This is a genomic window from Nonomuraea sp. NPDC050786, assembly GCF_040654115.1.
Taxonomy (GTDB): Bacteria; Actinomycetota; Actinomycetes; order Streptosporangiales; family Streptosporangiaceae; genus Nonomuraea.
Map to the genome: position 1 here is coordinate 725,369 of NZ_JBFAHJ010000001.1, position 15,869 is coordinate 741,237.

A 15,869-nucleotide genomic window follows, 5' to 3' on the forward strand; every position below is an offset into this window, starting at 1 on the left:
TGTCGCCCGTGATATTGACAGAGGGCCACGGAAGATCGGAGAGGGGGCGCGGTGACGTTGCTCGCGGGCCGCTACCGGCTGCAGTCACAGCTCGGCGAGGGCGGCATGGGCACGGTCTGGCGGGCGACGGACGAGCTGCTCCAGCAGGAGGTCGCCGTCAAGGAGGTCAAGTTACCGCCGGACCTCGACGCGGCCTCGCGGACCGAGCTGACCGAACGCACGCTCCGCGAGGCACGGGCCGCGGCGCGGCTGCGCTCCCATCCCTCCATCGTCACCGTGCACGACGTCGTCCTCGACGGCGGGCGGCCGTGGATCGTCATGGAACTGGTCCGCGGCCGCTCCCTCGACCAGGCCGTGCGTAACAGCGGCCCGCTGCCGCCGCAGCAGGTCGCCGGGATCGGCCTGCGGGTGCTCGACGCTCTCGGGGCCGCGCACGCGTCGGGCGTCCTGCACCGGGACGTCAAACCCGCCAACGTCATGCTCACCGACGACGGGCGGGTGCTGCTGACCGACTTCGGCATCGCGACCATCGCCGGAGACTCCGCGCTCACCCAGTCCGGCTTCCTGACCGGCTCGCCCGGCTACATCGCGCCCGAGCGCCTGAGGGGCGAGACGGACGGCCCGCCCGCCGACCTGTGGTCGCTCGGCGCCACGCTCTTCACGGCGGTGGAGGGCGGCCCGCCGTTCGCCGGCCCGAACACCGCCGCCGTGCTGGCGGCCGTGCTGATGCAGGAGCCGGCCCCCTTCCGGCTGGCGGGACCCCTCGCGCCCGTGCTGGCCGCGATCCTGGAGAAGGACCCGGCGCGGCGCTGCCTGCCGGACGAGGCGGGCCGCTCGCTGGAGGCCGTCCACCGGGGGAGCCCCGCGACCGACCCGCCCCTGAGACAGAGGCAGACCAGGCCGGTACGCGCGCCTCGACGGGGCCGGACCAAGCTCGCCGTGGGCGCCGTGCTGGCGGCGGTGCTGACGGTGGCGGCGACGGTCGTGGTCGTGCCGCGCCTGTTTCCGAACGTCGTCCGCATCCTCGGCTTCGCGCTCTCACCTCCGGTCACCTACTCGATGCCGACCTACTCGGTGCCGAAATTCGGCCCGCCGACGCCGACGACGCCGCAGATCAAACGCGCCTTCGAGGCGTGCGACCTGCTGACCGGCGCCCAGGTGCGCTCGATGCTGGGCGCTCCGGCCAAGCGCCAGTACCTGTCCGCCGGCAGCTGCATGTGGACCAAGGGGGACGGCACCTCGCTGCACGTCAGCGCCATCACCTCCAGCTGGAGCGCAAGCGCCGCCCATGAGCAGACGGTCAAGAACATGAAGGAGGAGCCGAAGCGCGTCCCGGGGACCAAGCTCCGCAAGGGGCCGGACGTGGGCGACGCGGCGTACAGTTTCACGCAGAAATGGGACCTCGGCGGGCTGCGGCTCTATCGGACACAGATCTCCTTCTACCTGGCGAACGTCTGGGTGCTCATCTACGCCAACCAGCGGCGGCCCGGCTTCGCCACCGGTGACCGGGCGGCCGGGCTCGTCGCGGCCGCCCTCGACAAGTACCGCTGACGCGCCCTGGTTGGTGCCTCAGACTGCCGGGCCTCATAAGGTTGGGTCATGCCTCGTTTCCGCCAGATCCTGGACACCATGGCCGCCTACAAGCCGGGCAAGGCCGTCGTGGCCCCCGACGGCCGGTCGTACAAGCTGTCGTCGAACGAGTCCCCGTACGACCCGCTGCCGTCCGTGGTCGAGGCCATCGCCGAGGGTGCGCGGCAGATCAACCGCTACCCCGACCCCGGGGCGGTCAAGCTGACCGAGGCCATCGCCGAGCGGTTCGGCGTGCCGGTCGGCCACATCGCCCTGGGCGCGGGCTCCGTCACGGTGGCGCAGCAGCTGTTCGAGTCGGTCGGGGAGCCCGGGGCCGAGGTCGTGTACGCGTGGCGGTCGTTCGAGGCGTACCCGCTGCTGGCCGACCTGGCCGGGGTCACGTCGGTCAGGGTGCCGCTGGCCGGCGAGGACCACGACCTGGACGCCATGGCGGAGGCGATCAACGACGACACCCGCATGGTGTTCGTGTGCAACCCCAACAACCCGACCGGCACCGCCATCCGCCGGGGCGCGCTGGAGGCGTTCCTGGACCGGGTGCCGGAGCACGTGCTGGTGGTGCTGGACGAGGCCTACCGCGAGTACGTGCGCGACGAGGACGTCCCCGACGGCCTGACCCTCTACCGCGACCGGCCGAACGTCTGCGTCCTGCGTACGTTCTCCAAGGCATACGGGCTGGCGGGCCTGCGGGTCGGCTACCTGATCGCGCACGAGCCGGTGGCGACGGCCGTGCGCAAGACGATCGTCCCCTTCGCGGTCAACCACCTCGCCCAGGTGGCGGCCATCGCCTCGCTCCAGGCCGAGGACGAGCTGCTGGAGCGGGTCGAGCGGGTGGTCAAGGAGCGCACGCGGGTGCGCGAGTCGCTGATCGCCCAGGGCTGGACGGTGCCGCCCACCGAGGCCAACTTCGTCTGGCTCAGGCTCGGCGAGCGCACCATGGACTTCGCCGCGGCATGCGCGGTCGAGGGAGTGGCCGTGCGGCCGTTCGCGGGGGAGGGCGCCCGCGTGTCCATCGGCGACCCGGAGGCCAACGACGCCTTCCTCGCCGCGGCGAGCGCCTTCCGCGGCTGATCAGCCCACGGCGAGCGCCTTCCACGGCTGACCATCCACGGCGAGCGCCTTCCGCGGCTGATCAGCCGCGGCGGCCCCGCTCGACCGCGGGGTCGTCCTGCTGTCGCGCGGGCCGTGGCTCCTGTCCGCCGCTCGCACCGACGCCGGCGTCGCCGTCTTCGAGGACGCGCTTCGGCTTTCTCCGCTCGGTCGAGATCACCAGCGCCACGCCGGCCAGGATGACCAGGCCGCCGACGAGCACCTGCGTCGTGACCGGCTCGTGCAGCACGAGCGCGCCGAGCGCGACCGCCACGACCGGGTTGACGTAGGCGTAGGTGGAAACCAGCGAGATGGGGGCGTTGCCGAGCAGCCACGAGTACGCGGTGAAGGCGATCAGGGACCCCACCAGGATCAGGTAGGCCAGCGCCAGCCAGGATCTGGTGGTGACGGCCGACAGGTCGAGCCGCTCGCCCGACCCGGTGCCGAGCACCAGCAGCCCGGCGCCGCCCACGACCATCTCGACCACGCTGGCGGCGAGCGGGTTGGCCGGCATCTGGATCCTGCCCGACAGGAACGAGCCCACGGACCATGACACCGAGGCGAGCAGGATCACCACGATCCCGACACCGCTGCCACCCTGAGCGCCGGTCAGCGAGAGCGCGGCGACCCCACCGAGCCCGATCAGCACGCCGACGAGCGTGAGGGCCTTGGGACGGTCCCGCACGGCGAACCTGAACACGACCAGCCACAGCGGCACCGAGGCCACCAGAAGCGCCGCCAGGCCCGTGGAGATGTACTGCTCGGCCACCGACACCATGCCGTTGCCCAGGGTCAGCAGCAGGACGCCCACGAAGGCCGCGCCGAGGAACTGCCTGGGCGACATCTTGAGGGCCGCCGGCCCCGACCGCACCAGCAGGAAGCCGGCGAGCAGGGCGGCGGCGACGATGAACCGCATGGCCCCGCTGAGCATGGGCGGGATCGACTCGATCGCGAGGCCGATCCCGAGATACGTCGAACCCCACACCACGTAGACGATGGCCAGGGCGCCCCAGACCATGATCGGAGCACGGCTGTCAGTGGTGTCTAACTTCATGACTCATGACAATACAGGCAGGCTCCGACACGCCCCGGCGGGCATCGGACCTGGAACCCGCAACGCCGGACGAACCGGCCCGAAACCGCTCGCATCGCTACCACGGCTTCGTGCCGTGCACGTGATGTTGGGCGAAAGAACGGCGGCCCGGCCAGAAACACACACGGGGTGCGCGCGACTCGGCTCACCGAGCGGCAGGGCCGGCGCCGGAAAGAATTTGGCGCCCCCGTCCGAATCTCGTCGATCGGGGGCGTCCGAGAACATACCCGCATCTACACGGGTCAACCAATAACTTCCCTGGTGTCAATGTGGGAGTTCGCACAGATGACATTGGTTGTCAATATCATCGTCTGCCACAGGTCACGACAAAGCACCCATTCGCCCCAGAACCGCTCATCCCTGTGCGGCGGACGAGAGCCCGCCGCCATCAGGCGACGGGCTCAAGCACGGCACTCCCCTGGGACCGGGTGCTCATCGGGGACCGAGTTTCTCCACGATCAGCCGGTAGAGCTGGCGTGGACGGCCAGGCTGGGGTGTGCGGTTCGGCGGGAGCGGCCACGCGAGTCCCTCGTCAACCAGCGTGCGCAGCAACCGCCGGGCCGTGCGGGGCGTGACGCCCAGCATCTTGCCCGCCCCCTCGGCGTCGACCACGGTGTCCCCACCCTCGAGCTTGGCCGCCAGCCGGGCCAGCACCTCCACGCCCTTCGGCTTGAGCGCGGCCGATCCGGCGGGTGGCATGCGGGGGGCGGGGATGAGCGCTCGCCCTTCGCGGTCCACCGCGAACCCCTGCGCCTGCTTGCCCGCCTGCGTGCGGGCCAGCGCCGCCCGCGCGTGCGACTCCGCGTCGTGCGTCGTGCGCCCCATGCCCACGCCGACCTCGACCGCCAGGCCGAGCTCGTCCCTGATCCTGCCGGCGAACGGCAGCACCCTGAACCCGTCCGTCGCCGCGACGATCGAGCCTCTGGTAGCGGTGACCAGATAGCTGTGATCGTCGATGGGCCAGACGGTGGCGTTCATCCGGTTCGCCTCCTGGACCAGGAGCCGGTGGAGCGACAGCCGCAGCTCGTCGCGCCAGTAGCGGGGGGCGGCGCGGCGTACGGGCTCGCGCAGCGTCGGCACCTCCACCAGGACCACCGTCAGCTGCGACTCCTCCAGCCGGTGATGCGCCCCCAGCAGCGCCGCCGTGTGCAGCGCCGTGCGGACCGCGCCCGAGGTCGGCCTGATCCTGATGACCGGCACACCTGCCGCGTGCAGGCGCTCGCCCACCGCGGGCAGGCACGTCAGCGCCCCGGAGGTCGCCCCCTGCCTGAGCAGGCGCTCATGATAGGCCGCGATCGTGCCGGTGGCGCCCGGCTCGTCGCGGCTGTGCACGTCAGCGGCGGGGATGCCGAGGTCCGTGTAGGCCTCCTCGACATCGGCCCTGCTCACCACGTCGATGCTGACCCGTTGCGGGTCGATGCGGGGGTCCAGCGCGGCCTTGGCCAGCGCCGCCACCAATGCTGCTCCGCCGAGTTGGACGTACGTCGCGGGCATCGTCAGCACGCCGGAACGCCTGGCCAGGTCATAAGGGACCGGGCTGGCGAACAGGCATGCGTCGACTCCGGGACCGAGCCGCGTCACCTTGTCCGGTGCCTCCTGTTCGTCGCGGTATGCGGCCGCGACAAGGCGACACGGCAATGGTGCCGCGGCATGACCCATCAGCATGACTCGCTCGACCAGGTCGTGAGGTCCGACCACGCCAATGGTTAGGTCCGGTGTCATAGCGCCCGGGCGTGACACTCGGGGAGTTTCTTCGGCCCTATCGACCAATGTTCGTCCCATCCTGCCGTCCGTTGCAGTGCTCTCTTTTGGAACGATCGCTCGCGGGGGCCGTAATGTCACGCCCGACTTTTCCGGAAAGCCGTAGAGGTTGACCGCCCGACAAGATGTCCTAGCAGCTCAACGAGGTTTTTCCAGCGTTTTTTAGCGCTCTGAAATCTCTCGTGTAATGTCCGCGCCGAGCGCGCGCATTCGGGCGGCGAGATGCGCGTGGCCGCGGTCGATGAGGTATCCGGAGTCGATCACGGTCTCGCCCTCGGCGGCGAGCCCGGCGAGCACCAGGGCGATGCCCGAGCGCAGGTCGTGGGCCGTCACCTGGGTGCCGATCAGCGGCGTCCTGCCGCGCACCACGGCCCGGCTGCCGTCGACCTCGACGTTCGCGCCCATCTTGTTCAGCTCTCCGGCCAGGGCGAACCTGCCGTCGAAGATGCGCTCGTGGATGTAGCTGGTGCCGTCGGCGAGCGCCGCGACGGTCATCATCGGGGACTGCAGGTCGGTGGCGAAGCCGGGGTAGGTGTCGGTGATGATGTTGATGGGCCGCAGCGGGCCCTCGCACCGCACGTGCAGGACGGCGCCCTGGCGGGCGAACTCGACCCCCATCTGCTCCAGCTTGTAGCGGACGACGCCGAGGTCGAGGCCCGTGCCCACGAGGCTCAGCTCGCCCCCGGTGATGGCCGCGGCCATCGCGAACACACCGGCGTCGAGCCGGTCGGGCATCACCGTGTGCTCGACCGCGTGCAGCTCCTCCACGCCCTCCACGGTGATGAACCCCGTGCCGCCGCCGCTGATCCGCGCGCCCATCTTGGTGAGCATGTCGATGACGTCGAGCACCTCGGGCTCCAGCGCCGCGTTCTCGATCACCGTCGTGCCCTTGGCCAGGGCGGCGGCCATGATGAGGTTCTCGGTGCCGGTGTGTGAGGGGGTGTCGAGATAGAGGGTCGCGCCGGTCAGGCCGGACGCCTTGACGTGGATGACGGTGTCGCCCTCGTCCACGATGGCGCCCAGCCGCTTGTAGCCGAGGTAGTGGAAGTCGAGGTTGCGGCTGCCGAGGTTGCAGCCGCCGACGCCCTCCACGATCGCCTCGCCCAGCCGGTGGAGCAGCGCGGGGGTGAACAGCACAGAGCCGCGGAAGCGCCTGGCGATCGCGGCGGGCAGCACGGGGCTGTTCACCCTGGAGGCGTCGATGACCAGCGTGCGCTCGGACTCGTGCAGCTCGACGTACGCGCCGACCGCCTCGGCCAGCTCGATCGCGCGGCGGACGTCCTCGATGATCGGCACGTTGCGCAGGACGGTGCGGCCCTTGGCGGCGAGCAGAGCCGCACCGATCATGGGTAGCACGGCGTTCTTCGCGCCCTGGATGAACGCGGTTCCACGCAGTGCGTTGCCACCGCGCACGCGGTAACGGACCATTCGTGCGGCTCCTTGAAATCAACGGTGAGGCTCGATCGGGCCAACAGTAGTCGCTTACACCACATGACCCAGCCGAATCATCCGCTAAAGGAAGCCCCCGTGACGCGCTCATATGCTTCTAGGTATCGCTGCCTTGTGCGCTCGATCACGTGGTCAGGAAGGGGAGGTGGGGGGTTTCCGGAGGATTTGTCCCATCCCGATTCGGGCGATAGTAGCCAATCGCGTACAAATTGCTTGTCAAAAGAATGCTGCGTACGGCCCGGTTGCCACTGGTCGGCCGGCCAGAATCGCGACGAGTCGGGCGTAAGCACCTCGTCTCCGAGGGTCAGCACGCCGTCGGCGTCCCAGCCGAGCTCGATCTTGGTGTCGGCCACGATGATGCCGCGCTCACGGGCGATCTCCGCGCCGCGCGTGTAGACGGCCAGGGTGATCCGCCGCAGCTCCTCGGCGGTCTCCGCGCCGACCTCCTGGACGACCCGCTCGTGGGAGATCGGCTCGTCGTGCTGCCCCATGGGCGCCTTCGTGGACGGCGTGAAGATCGGCTCAGGCAGCCGGGAGCCGTCCTCGAGCCCCTCCGGCAGGCGGACGCCCGAGACCGTGCCGTCGGCGCGGTACTCGTTCAGCCCGCCGCCCGTGAGATAGCCGCGCGCCACGCACTCGACCGGCACCATCCGCAGCGGCCGGCACAGCACGCTGCGGGTGTCGTCGCCGGGAGCCACGACATGGTTGGGCACGACGTCCTTGAGCTGGTCGAACCACCACAGCGACATCTGCGTGAGGATGGCCCCCTTGTCGGGGATCTCGGTCTCCAGCACGTAGTCGAAGACCGAGATCCGGTCGGAGGCGACCATCAGGAGCAGGCCCTCGTCGGTCTGGTAGAGGTCGCGTACCTTGCCGGAGTGCACATGCTTCATCGGGCGATGTCCGTCCTGTGGAAGGAGCCGCGCAGTTGGATGCGGCCGACGAGGTCGTAGGCCGCCCGGCGCGCGCTCTCCTGGTCGGGCCCGTGGCCGACCACGTTGAGCACCCGGCCGCCGTTGGAGACGACCTCGTCACCCTGCCGCTTGGTGCCGGCGTGCAGGACGTACGCGTTCTCCGTCTCCTGCAGCCCATTGATCACGTCGCCCTTGACCGGCGCCTCGGGGTAGTTCTCCGACGCGATCACCACGGTCACGGCCGAGCCGTCCTTGAACACCGGGTCGAGCCCCAGCTCGCCGGTCGCGCACGCCATCAGCAGCCCGCCCAGCGGCGTCTCCAGCCGGTCGAGCAGCACCTCCGTCTCCGGATCGCCGAAGCGCGCGTTGAACTCGACGACCTTCGGCCCCTTGGAGGTCAGGGCCAGCCCCACGTAGAGCACGCCCTGGTAGGGCAGCCCGCGCCGGGTCAGCTCGCCGATCGTCGGGTGCACGACCTCCCGCATGACCTGCTCGGTCAGCCCGTCGGGCGCCCAGGGCAGGGGTGTGTAGGCGCCCATGCCGCCCGTGTTGGGCCCCTCGTCGCCGTCGTAGGCGCGCTTGAAGTCCTGCGAGAGCTGCAGCGGCACGGCGGTGCTCCCGTCGCACAGCGCGAACATCGACACCTCGGGCCCGTCGAGGAACTCCTCGATCACCACCCGCTCGCACGCCCGCGCGTGCGCCAGCGCCTTGTCCCTGTCGTCGGTGACGACCACGCCCTTGCCGGCGGCCAGCCCGTCGTCCTTGACCACGTACGGGGCGCCGAACTCGTCGAGAGCGGCGGCCGCCTCCTCCTCCGTGACGCAGCTCCTGGCCCGCGCGGTCGGCACGTCGGCCGCCCGCATGACCTCCTTGGCGAACGTCTTGGAGCCCTCGATCATGGCAGCGTCTCTCGACGGCCCGAAGCACGCGATGCCCGCCTCGCGCACGGCGTCGGACACCCCCGCGACGAGCGGCGCCTCCGGCCCCACCACCACGAGATCGACCCGCAGCCGCAGGGCCAGCTCGGCCACCTGCTCGGGGTCGAGCGGATCGACGGGGTGGACGGTCGCCACCTCCTCGATGCCCGCGTTGCCCGGGGCACAGTGGACCTCGGCGACCTGGGGATCGAGCTTGAGTGAACGGCACAGGGCGTGCTCACGCCCTCCGGAACCAATGACTAGAACGCGCACGCGGTCCATTGTCGCAGGCCCGCCGCCACGCGCACGCGAGGGTGCTGGAGCACACGATTCGCCCGAATAGCACCGGAACTTTGTCGAGTTCTACCTGAGTCGAGGCCGTCCTTGCGAGTATCGTCAAGTAGGTTCACCCGCCTGTGGTAAGTTAGGGCGGCTTCGCGGCGTCCCAATGCGATTGGAGGTGGTCCGGGATGAAACCTGGTGATCCCAGCAGTACGTGCTCGCTCACGTACACACCGCATACCCCCGACCACTCCAATCCGGCAGCCTGATCGTGCCTCCGCGCATTCTGTGAGGTGACTTTTCGTCGCGCGTGGAGCGTGCCAGGTCGGGCGGAAAGGGACTGCCATGCGCTCGTCCACGCTTTTCCGTCGCATCAACCGTCACCCTGTTCGTCCGCACACCGGGCTCGCGCTAGCCGAGTCGGTGCGTGAGGTCTGCGTGCCTCCCGTGGACTCCATCGTCGAGTACGGCGCCTACATCCAGGGCAGGAAGGTCGCCGCCTCCGGCATCGTCGAGGCGCTCGACCTCGTACGCGAGCACAACAAGAGCTCCGACGGCGCCAACGCGTTCGTCTGGGTCGGCCTGCACGAGCCCGAGGCCCCCGAGGTGGAGTGGCTCTCCGAGGTGTTCGGGCTGCACCCGCTGGCCGTCGAGGACGCCGTCAAGGCCCACCAGCGCCCCAAGGTCGAGCGGTACGGCGAGTCGCTGTTCATGGTGCTCAAGACCGTCTCCTACCTCGACCACGACGAGCTGACCGGCAACAGCGAGATCATCGCCACCGGCGAGATCATGGTCTTCCTCGGCGTGGACTTCGTGGTGACGGTGCGCCACGGCGAGCACTGCCCCCTCACGGTGGTCCGCGAGCGCCTCGAGGACAAGCCCAAGCTGATGAACCGCGGCCCCGCCGGCGTCCTGCACGCCATCGCCGACCACGTCGTGGACCAGTACCTCCAGGTCGCCGACCTCATGCAGCTCGAGCTGGAAGAGGTCGAGGCGACGGTGTTCGCCGACGTCAGCTCCCGCGACATCAACCGGATCTACCAGCTCAAGCGGGAGATGCTGGAGATGAAGCGGGCCGTCACCCCGCTGCTCTCCCCTCTGGCCGCGCTGCCCCAGCGCCGCGTCATCCCCAACGACATGCGTGAATACTTCCGCGACGTCGGCGACCACCTCTCCCGGGTGTGCGAGCAGGTCGAGTCCTCCAACGAGCTGTGCAGCTCGATCCTGCAGGCCGCGCTCGCCCGCTCCAACGCGCTGGCCAACGAGGACATGCGCAAGATCTCGTCCTGGGTCGCCATCCTGGCCGTGCCCACGATGATCGCCGGGATCTACGGCATGAACTTCGACTTCATGCCGGAGATCCACCAGGTCTGGGGGTACCCCGCGGTGCTGGCCGTCATGGTCGCCGCCTGCGTGCTCCTGCATCGGGGCTTCCGCAGGAACGGCTGGCTCTAGACCCCCACCGGCTTGAGCGGGCCCACGGGCGTGGGCAGCTCGAGCCCCCGCTCCCGCCAGAGCTCCCGCATCCGGTCGGGATAGTCGGTGACGATCCCGGCCACTCCCAGGTCCAGCATTCTCGCCGCCAAGGCCGCCTCGTTGACGGTCCAGACGGCCACGTCGAGCCCGGCGGCGTTCGCCTGGGCCATCAGCGCCTCGTCCACCATGACGTGCTCGGGCGAGAGCGTGGTGGCCCCGGCGGCGCGGGCGGCGGCCGGTATGTCGTCGCCCAGGTCGTCGTGCCAGTGCAGGGTGTCCAGCTCGATCAGCGCGAACCGCCGCGTGTCGGGGGCGAGCCGGGCGGCCTGCGAGACGATCCGCCAGTCGAAGCTGAGGATGGCCGCGTTGCCGAGCCTGCCGTGCCGGTCGAGCTCCTCGACGACCAGCTCCGTGAAGAGCTCGGGATCGGGCGTCAGCTCCGGCCTGGTGGGGTCGGACTTCAGCTCGACGTGCAGCCGTACGCCCTCCGCCTCGTAGGCGTTCACCAGCCCCAGCACGGCGCCGAGCGTCGGCATCCTGGTCTCCGGCATGGGGACCTGGGTCAGCGCGAACGGGTCGTCGGGGTGGCGCGGCAGCCGTACGCCCACGTCGAGCGTGCGCAGCTGCGCCAGCGTGAGAGCGTTGATCGGCTTGCCGACGTACGGGAAGAGCGGATCGCCCGCCGTGATCGGCCGCCGGTCGGCGCTCGTCACGGCGGAGACCGTCAGGTCGTGCGTGAGCACGAGGCGGCGATCGGCGGTGAGGGCGACGTCGAGCTCGAGCGCGTGGACGCCGAGCTCCATCGTGCGGCTCATTCCCGGCAGGGTGTTCTCCGGCCAGAGGCCCCGAGCTCCCCGGTGACCATGTATTTCAACGCGCACAACGGGGACCCTACCGGGCGCGGGTAACGACTCGGCGATGCCACGCCGTGTCCTTTTTATCCTGCTACGCCCCGGTCCTCTGTCAGGGGCAGACCATAAGCTGTGCTCCATGACGGAGGTTCTCAAAACTGCCCATCCCGCCACAGTCCGGGCCTGGGTGGAGGGCTGGGTGATCTCCCGCAATGCCCCCCGTCCCGTGGTCGAGCCATGGGGCCTGCGGGTGGACGTCGGCCTGCCCGGCCACGTCTCCCGCCACATCGTCACCGCCCCGACCCCTGGCATCCTCGACCATCTGACCAGCACCATCACCACGCCGGGCACCTGGCTGAAGCTCTGCGCCGCCGCCTCCGCCGTCGCCCCGCTCCTGCCGGAGCGGTGGGCCGTGCAGGACCCGGAGTTCATGATGACGGTGTCCCTGACCCGCAGGACACCCCAGGTTCCCTCCGGCTACACGCTGGCCGTCACCACCCGTGCCGGCGTCACGGCGGCCCGCCTGCTGACGGCGGCGGGCGAGGTCGCCGCCAGGGGCCAGTTCGCGCTGGCGGGCCGCACGGCCGTCGTGGATCAGGTGGAGACGGCGGGCAACCACCGCCGGCGCGGGCTCGGCACGGTGGTCATGCAGACCCTGGCGTCCACGGCCGCCTCACTGGGGGCGCGTACGGGCGTCCTGGTGGCCACGGCGGAGGGCCAGGCCCTCTACGAGACCCTCGGGTGGACCCTGCACACCCCGATGACGGCCGCCGTCCTGAACCCCTGACCGGCCCTTTGGAGCCAGAAGCCGGTCTCGCCCGACTCACTCCTTGAGGCTGCGGAGCATCGGGGGGTGGAGGAGCTCGGCGGGGCCGCGGCGGAAGAGCTTGGCCGGGCGGCCGCCGTCACGGGTCGTCGTGCCGCCCGTCTCCACCAGGAAGCCCTCGGCCTTGGTGACCTTCCGGTGGAAATTGCGCGGGTCCAGCGGGCGCCCCCAGACGATCTCGTAGACGCGCCGCAGGTCCGCCACCGTGAACGCCGGCGGGCAGAAGGCCGCCCCCAGCGAGGTGTACTCCAGCTTGGCCCTGGCCCGCTCCACGCCGTCCTGCATGATGCGCCGGTGGTCGAAGGCCATGACCGCGAGGGAGTCGACCGGCTGCCAGCTCATGTGGGCCTTCTCCGAGGCCGGGAGGTCGGGGGCCAGGCCCAGGTAGGCCACGCTCAGGACGCGCTGGCGGGGGTCGCGGTCCGGATAGCCGTACGTCTGGAGCTGCTCCAGGTGGACCGGCGCGCCCGGCAGGCCGGCCCGCTCCGCGAGGATGCGCTGAGCGGCGGCGGGCAGGTCCTCGTCCAGCTGGATGAAGCCCCCCGGCAGGGACCAGCGGCGGAGGAACGGCGGGTTGTCACGGCGCCACACCAGGGCGCTCAGTGCCTGGTTTCTGACGGTGAGCACGACCAGGTCGACGCTGACCGGGACGCTCGGGACCATGCACGGCACGTTACACGCAGTTCTGGGCACCCATGTACGCGAACCGTCAGGTGACGACGCGTACGTGTAACGGCTCCGTCGTCTCCTGACCCGTCGGGCCCTTCACGGTGATCCTGACCCACTCGCCCGCGGGCACCTGCGTCCAGTCGAACGGCACCCACGCCGTGGCCATCCCCTCGGGCAGCTCCTCGAGCGGCTGCTCGTCCAGCCACCCCACCGCGGACACGACCAGGTCCTTGGTGCCTCCCGACCACGTGACGGTGACGGTGCTGTCCTTGAGGTTGTACCCGCGCACCTCCACCCCGTCCTGGACGTCACGGCCCCGCCGGATGGCGTCCACCGCGATGGGGCGCCGCCAGTCGGTGGTGATCTCCTTCTCGAGCGAGGGGGTCCCGCACGTCATGTAGTCGCTCCACATGTAGGAGACGACCTTCTGGACGTACCGCCCCGCCATCGTGACGGCCTGGTCCAGGCGCTTCTTGTCCGTCTTGCCCCGGGAGCCCTGGGGGGCGCACGGCTCCTTGCCGGACGGCTCGAACGCCTCCACGTTCGCCCACAGGTCCACCTCGTAGCCGGCCTTGACCATCTCCTCGCGGGCGACCGACATCTCGCGGTAGTAGTCGCGTGTGGAGCCGTAGTAGGCCGTCCCGTACGTCGACTCCCCCACCATCGGGCGCAGCCGCTCGTCCACCTCGTCGTCGCGCTGGTCCGGCCAGAACAGCCCCACCTTGCCGGTCCCCCGGCTGTCCTGCGGCGCGATGATGCCGACCCCCGTCTTGGCCAGCGCCTTGAACGCCTCGGCCACCTGCCTGGGCGTCTGCCCGAAGGGCACCCGCTTGCGCGCGTCCATGTAGGGGCTGATCAGGATGGGTTTGCCGGGAAGCTGCTGCTCGACGATCGTGTGCTGGTCGGCGTACACCTCCAGCGTCGGGTTCGTGGCCAGGGTGGCGGCCATCTGCACCTCGAACGGCTGGTAGACGCCCCCCAGAGACGGCCGGCCGGCGAAGCGCGCACCGTAGTCCTGCAGGATGCGCCGCGTCAGCGTGGTCAGCGTGCCAAGGTGCTTCTTGTACGCCCTGGTCGGCATGTTCGGGTCGCGCGGCGCCAGCGGCAGCGCCGGATAGATCTGGATGCCGAACTGGTCGCCCAGGTCGAGCAGCTCGTTCAGGCTGTCCTTGTCGGATCCGGCCACGAGGATCATGTCGTACGAGACGGCCTTGCCGGAGAAGTCGCACGTGGCGTCGTCAGAGCCGTCCGGCTGCGTGAGGAGCCGGTAGTAGATCCGGTTGCCCGCCTTGACGGGATGCTCCATCTGGGGGCAGCGGAACAGGTCGGGGCCGAACGACTCGTCCGTGCGGTAGACGTACGTGCGGCCGATCTTGTTGCCCGGGTTGGCCTGGCGCAGGTCGCGCTCGGCCGCGTCGCGGCAGGTCAGCCCGTCCTCCTGGCACGCCTTGTAGAGCGGGTCGACCTCCCCGTCCCTGGTCAGGATCTCGCCCGACTCCGAGACGGTGCGGAACTGCAGGCCGTAGCCGATCCTGATGACCGTGTCGCCGCCGACGTCGTGGATCTCCTTCAGCTGGGTGCGCCAGGTGCAGGGGTTCGACTTGGGCATGATCCAGTAGCCGGTCACGGCGTACGGGGCCTGCTCCTTGGTCTCGAACGTTCCACAGGGGTCGGTGAACTTCGTCACCTTCGGCGTCGGCATGGTGTGCGACGGCTTGGGCTTCTGCGTAGCCGCGACCGGAGGCTTGTCCGAGGAGGACGGCAGAACGATGATCACCGTGGCGACCACGGCCAGCATGGCAAGGCCCGCGACCACGAAGAGCCAGCGCACGTTCAGACCGCCCTCAATGGATTACTGCTTGACCCCGGCCCAGGACTCCAGCTGGGCCACGAAGCGCTTGGCCGAGTTGGGCCAGTGGTGGTTCGCGCGGGCGGCCGCGTAGCCGCGCGCGCCCTGAGCCCGCCGCTCGCGTACGTCGTCGCGCAGGGTCAGCACCGCCTGGGCGACGGCCTTGGGGTCCTCCCAGGGCACCACGACGCCGCTGTCATAGCGCTCCACCAGCTCGACGGCGCGCGGTGACGGGGTCGTGATGACGGGGATGCCGTGCGCCATGTACTCCACGATCTTCGTGGGCATCGAGTGGCGGTAGTTGGGCTCGTCGTGCAGCAGCGACAGCCCGGCCAGCGCCCCGTCGAGCCGCTTGAGCGCCTCGTCGTTGGGCATGAAGTCGCGCCACTCCAGCACGCCTTCGGTGACGGCCTGGTTGAGCAGGGGACGGCTCTGCGGGTCGGCGTACCCGATCAGCTCCACGGCCACGCGGTACGGCTGCAGCAGCCTCGCCACCTCGATGGCCTCGAACACGCCCCGGGCCCTGGACAGCCAGCCGAGGTAGACCACCCGGTCGTCGCCCGGGGGAGTCACGGTGTCGGGCACCCATGTCTCGTTGGGGACGATCAGGTGGGCGTGCTTGAAGCGGCCCGCGTAGGCGGTCTCGGCCAGCAGCAGGTGCATGCGGCGCTCCGCGGTGCCCTCCAGCATGCGGGCGAAGAAGCGCACGGGAGGCCGTAACGGCGCGGGCAGCCACGGCTTGAGCGAGAGCGTGGCGGGGGTGTCCTCGTGCACGTCCCACACCACGGGCGGCCTGTTGCGCACGCCCCAGACGGCGAACAGCAGCTCCGGGTCGTGGATGAGGACGAGGTCGACCTTGTCGCGCATGCGCTTGAACAGGCGCCGGGCGGCCCACACGGCCGCCATCCGCTTGCGCTGTGCGGCGCGGGGGAGGTCGACGCCGGTTACCCACGGTCGCGGCACGACCCCGTGCGCGGTGAATGAGGCGGCATACGTGACCTCATGACCGGCATCCACAAGGGCACGAATCTGCCTATGCAGGATTCGAGCGTCCTCGGGGTTATGCACCACCGTCATGACGAGCACGTGCACTGCGCGCAGCCCTC

At 70.2% G+C, this 15,869-nt stretch carries 13 protein-coding genes; 4 read left to right on the forward strand and 9 right to left on the reverse strand.

Features of this window, described 5'->3' with window-relative positions; all coding sequences use genetic code 11:
- The first annotated feature begins 51 nt into the window (after window positions 1-51).
- Together AB0H84_RS03760 and hisC are read left to right on the forward strand one after the other, a co-directional pair.
- A complete protein-coding gene (locus tag AB0H84_RS03760) occupies window positions 52-1,551 on the forward strand; it encodes a serine/threonine-protein kinase (RefSeq protein ID WP_357597610.1) in 1,500 nt (499 codons plus the stop codon).
- A 48-nt stretch (window positions 1,552-1,599) separates the two neighbouring features.
- Complete coding sequence (gene hisC / locus AB0H84_RS03765; RefSeq protein ID WP_357597613.1) at window positions 1,600-2,658, forward strand: histidinol-phosphate transaminase; 1,059 nt, start codon at window positions 1,600-1,602, stop codon at window positions 2,656-2,658.
- Window positions 2,659-2,719: 61 nt separating this feature from the next.
- Here the strand turns inward: hisC and AB0H84_RS03770 are convergent, their stop codons facing one another.
- The 5 genes from AB0H84_RS03770 to purD form a co-directional block, all read right to left on the reverse strand.
- Window positions 2,720-3,730 (reverse strand): EamA family transporter, encoded by a 1,011-nt coding sequence (locus tag AB0H84_RS03770; RefSeq protein WP_357597616.1) that lies wholly within the window; start codon window positions 3,728-3,730, stop codon window positions 2,720-2,722.
- A 471-nt stretch (window positions 3,731-4,201) separates the two neighbouring features.
- Window positions 4,202-5,491, reverse strand: coding sequence for a transcriptional regulator (locus AB0H84_RS03775; protein WP_357597618.1), 1,290 nt, complete (start codon window positions 5,489-5,491; stop codon window positions 4,202-4,204).
- Between the two features lie 201 nt (window positions 5,492-5,692).
- On the reverse strand, window positions 5,693-6,958 hold the full coding sequence (murA, locus tag AB0H84_RS03780; protein ID WP_357597621.1) for a UDP-N-acetylglucosamine 1-carboxyvinyltransferase: 1,266 nt from the start codon (window positions 6,956-6,958) through the stop codon (window positions 5,693-5,695).
- A gap of 77 nt (window positions 6,959-7,035) precedes the next feature.
- Entirely contained in the window at window positions 7,036-7,872 is an 837-nt protein-coding gene (locus AB0H84_RS03785) for a phosphoribosylaminoimidazolesuccinocarboxamide synthase (RefSeq protein WP_357597623.1), read from the reverse strand.
- The gene (purD, locus tag AB0H84_RS03790) at window positions 7,869-9,083 is read right to left on the reverse strand and encodes a phosphoribosylamine--glycine ligase (protein ID WP_357597625.1); all 1,215 of its coding nucleotides are present in this window, start codon (window positions 9,081-9,083) and stop codon (window positions 7,869-7,871) included. Before purD ends, AB0H84_RS03785 begins: the two co-directional genes overlap by 4 nt.
- A 456-nt stretch (window positions 9,084-9,539) precedes the next feature.
- Here purD and corA point away from each other — a divergent pair, with 456 nt between their 5' ends.
- Window positions 9,540-10,547: a magnesium/cobalt transporter CorA gene (gene corA, locus AB0H84_RS03795; RefSeq protein WP_357597627.1), complete on the forward strand. Its 1,008-nt coding sequence runs from the start codon at window positions 9,540-9,542 to the stop codon at window positions 10,545-10,547.
- Here the strand turns inward: corA and AB0H84_RS03800 are convergent.
- A complete protein-coding gene (locus tag AB0H84_RS03800) occupies window positions 10,544-11,449 on the reverse strand; it encodes a glycerophosphodiester phosphodiesterase family protein (RefSeq protein WP_357597629.1) in 906 nt (301 codons plus the stop codon). The genes corA and AB0H84_RS03800 overlap by 4 nt on opposite strands.
- 109 nt (window positions 11,450-11,558) lie before the next feature.
- Here AB0H84_RS03800 and AB0H84_RS03805 point away from each other — a divergent pair, with 109 nt between their 5' ends.
- Window positions 11,559-12,206 (forward strand): GNAT family N-acetyltransferase, encoded by a 648-nt coding sequence (locus AB0H84_RS03805; protein WP_357597632.1) that lies wholly within the window; start codon window positions 11,559-11,561, stop codon window positions 12,204-12,206.
- A 36-nt stretch (window positions 12,207-12,242) separates the two neighbouring features.
- On the opposite strand, the gene AB0H84_RS03810 is transcribed toward AB0H84_RS03805, so the two are convergent.
- The 3 genes from AB0H84_RS03810 to AB0H84_RS03820 are packed head-to-tail and all read right to left on the reverse strand — an operon-like array spanning window position 12,243 to window position 15,855.
- Window positions 12,243-12,908 carry an NUDIX domain-containing protein gene (locus AB0H84_RS03810; RefSeq protein WP_344999152.1) on the reverse strand — a complete coding sequence of 222 codons (666 nt, stop codon included), beginning with the start codon at window positions 12,906-12,908 and terminating at the stop codon, window positions 12,243-12,245.
- 46 nt (window positions 12,909-12,954) lie between these two features.
- The gene (locus AB0H84_RS03815) at window positions 12,955-14,745 is read right to left on the reverse strand and encodes a DUF4434 domain-containing protein (RefSeq protein ID WP_357597635.1); all 1,791 of its coding nucleotides are present in this window, start codon (window positions 14,743-14,745) and stop codon (window positions 12,955-12,957) included.
- A gap of 21 nt (window positions 14,746-14,766) precedes the next feature.
- The gene (locus AB0H84_RS03820; RefSeq protein ID WP_357597637.1) at window positions 14,767-15,855 is read right to left on the reverse strand and encodes a glycosyltransferase; all 1,089 of its coding nucleotides are present in this window, start codon (window positions 15,853-15,855) and stop codon (window positions 14,767-14,769) included.
- Between the last annotated feature and the right edge of the window lie 14 nt (window positions 15,856-15,869).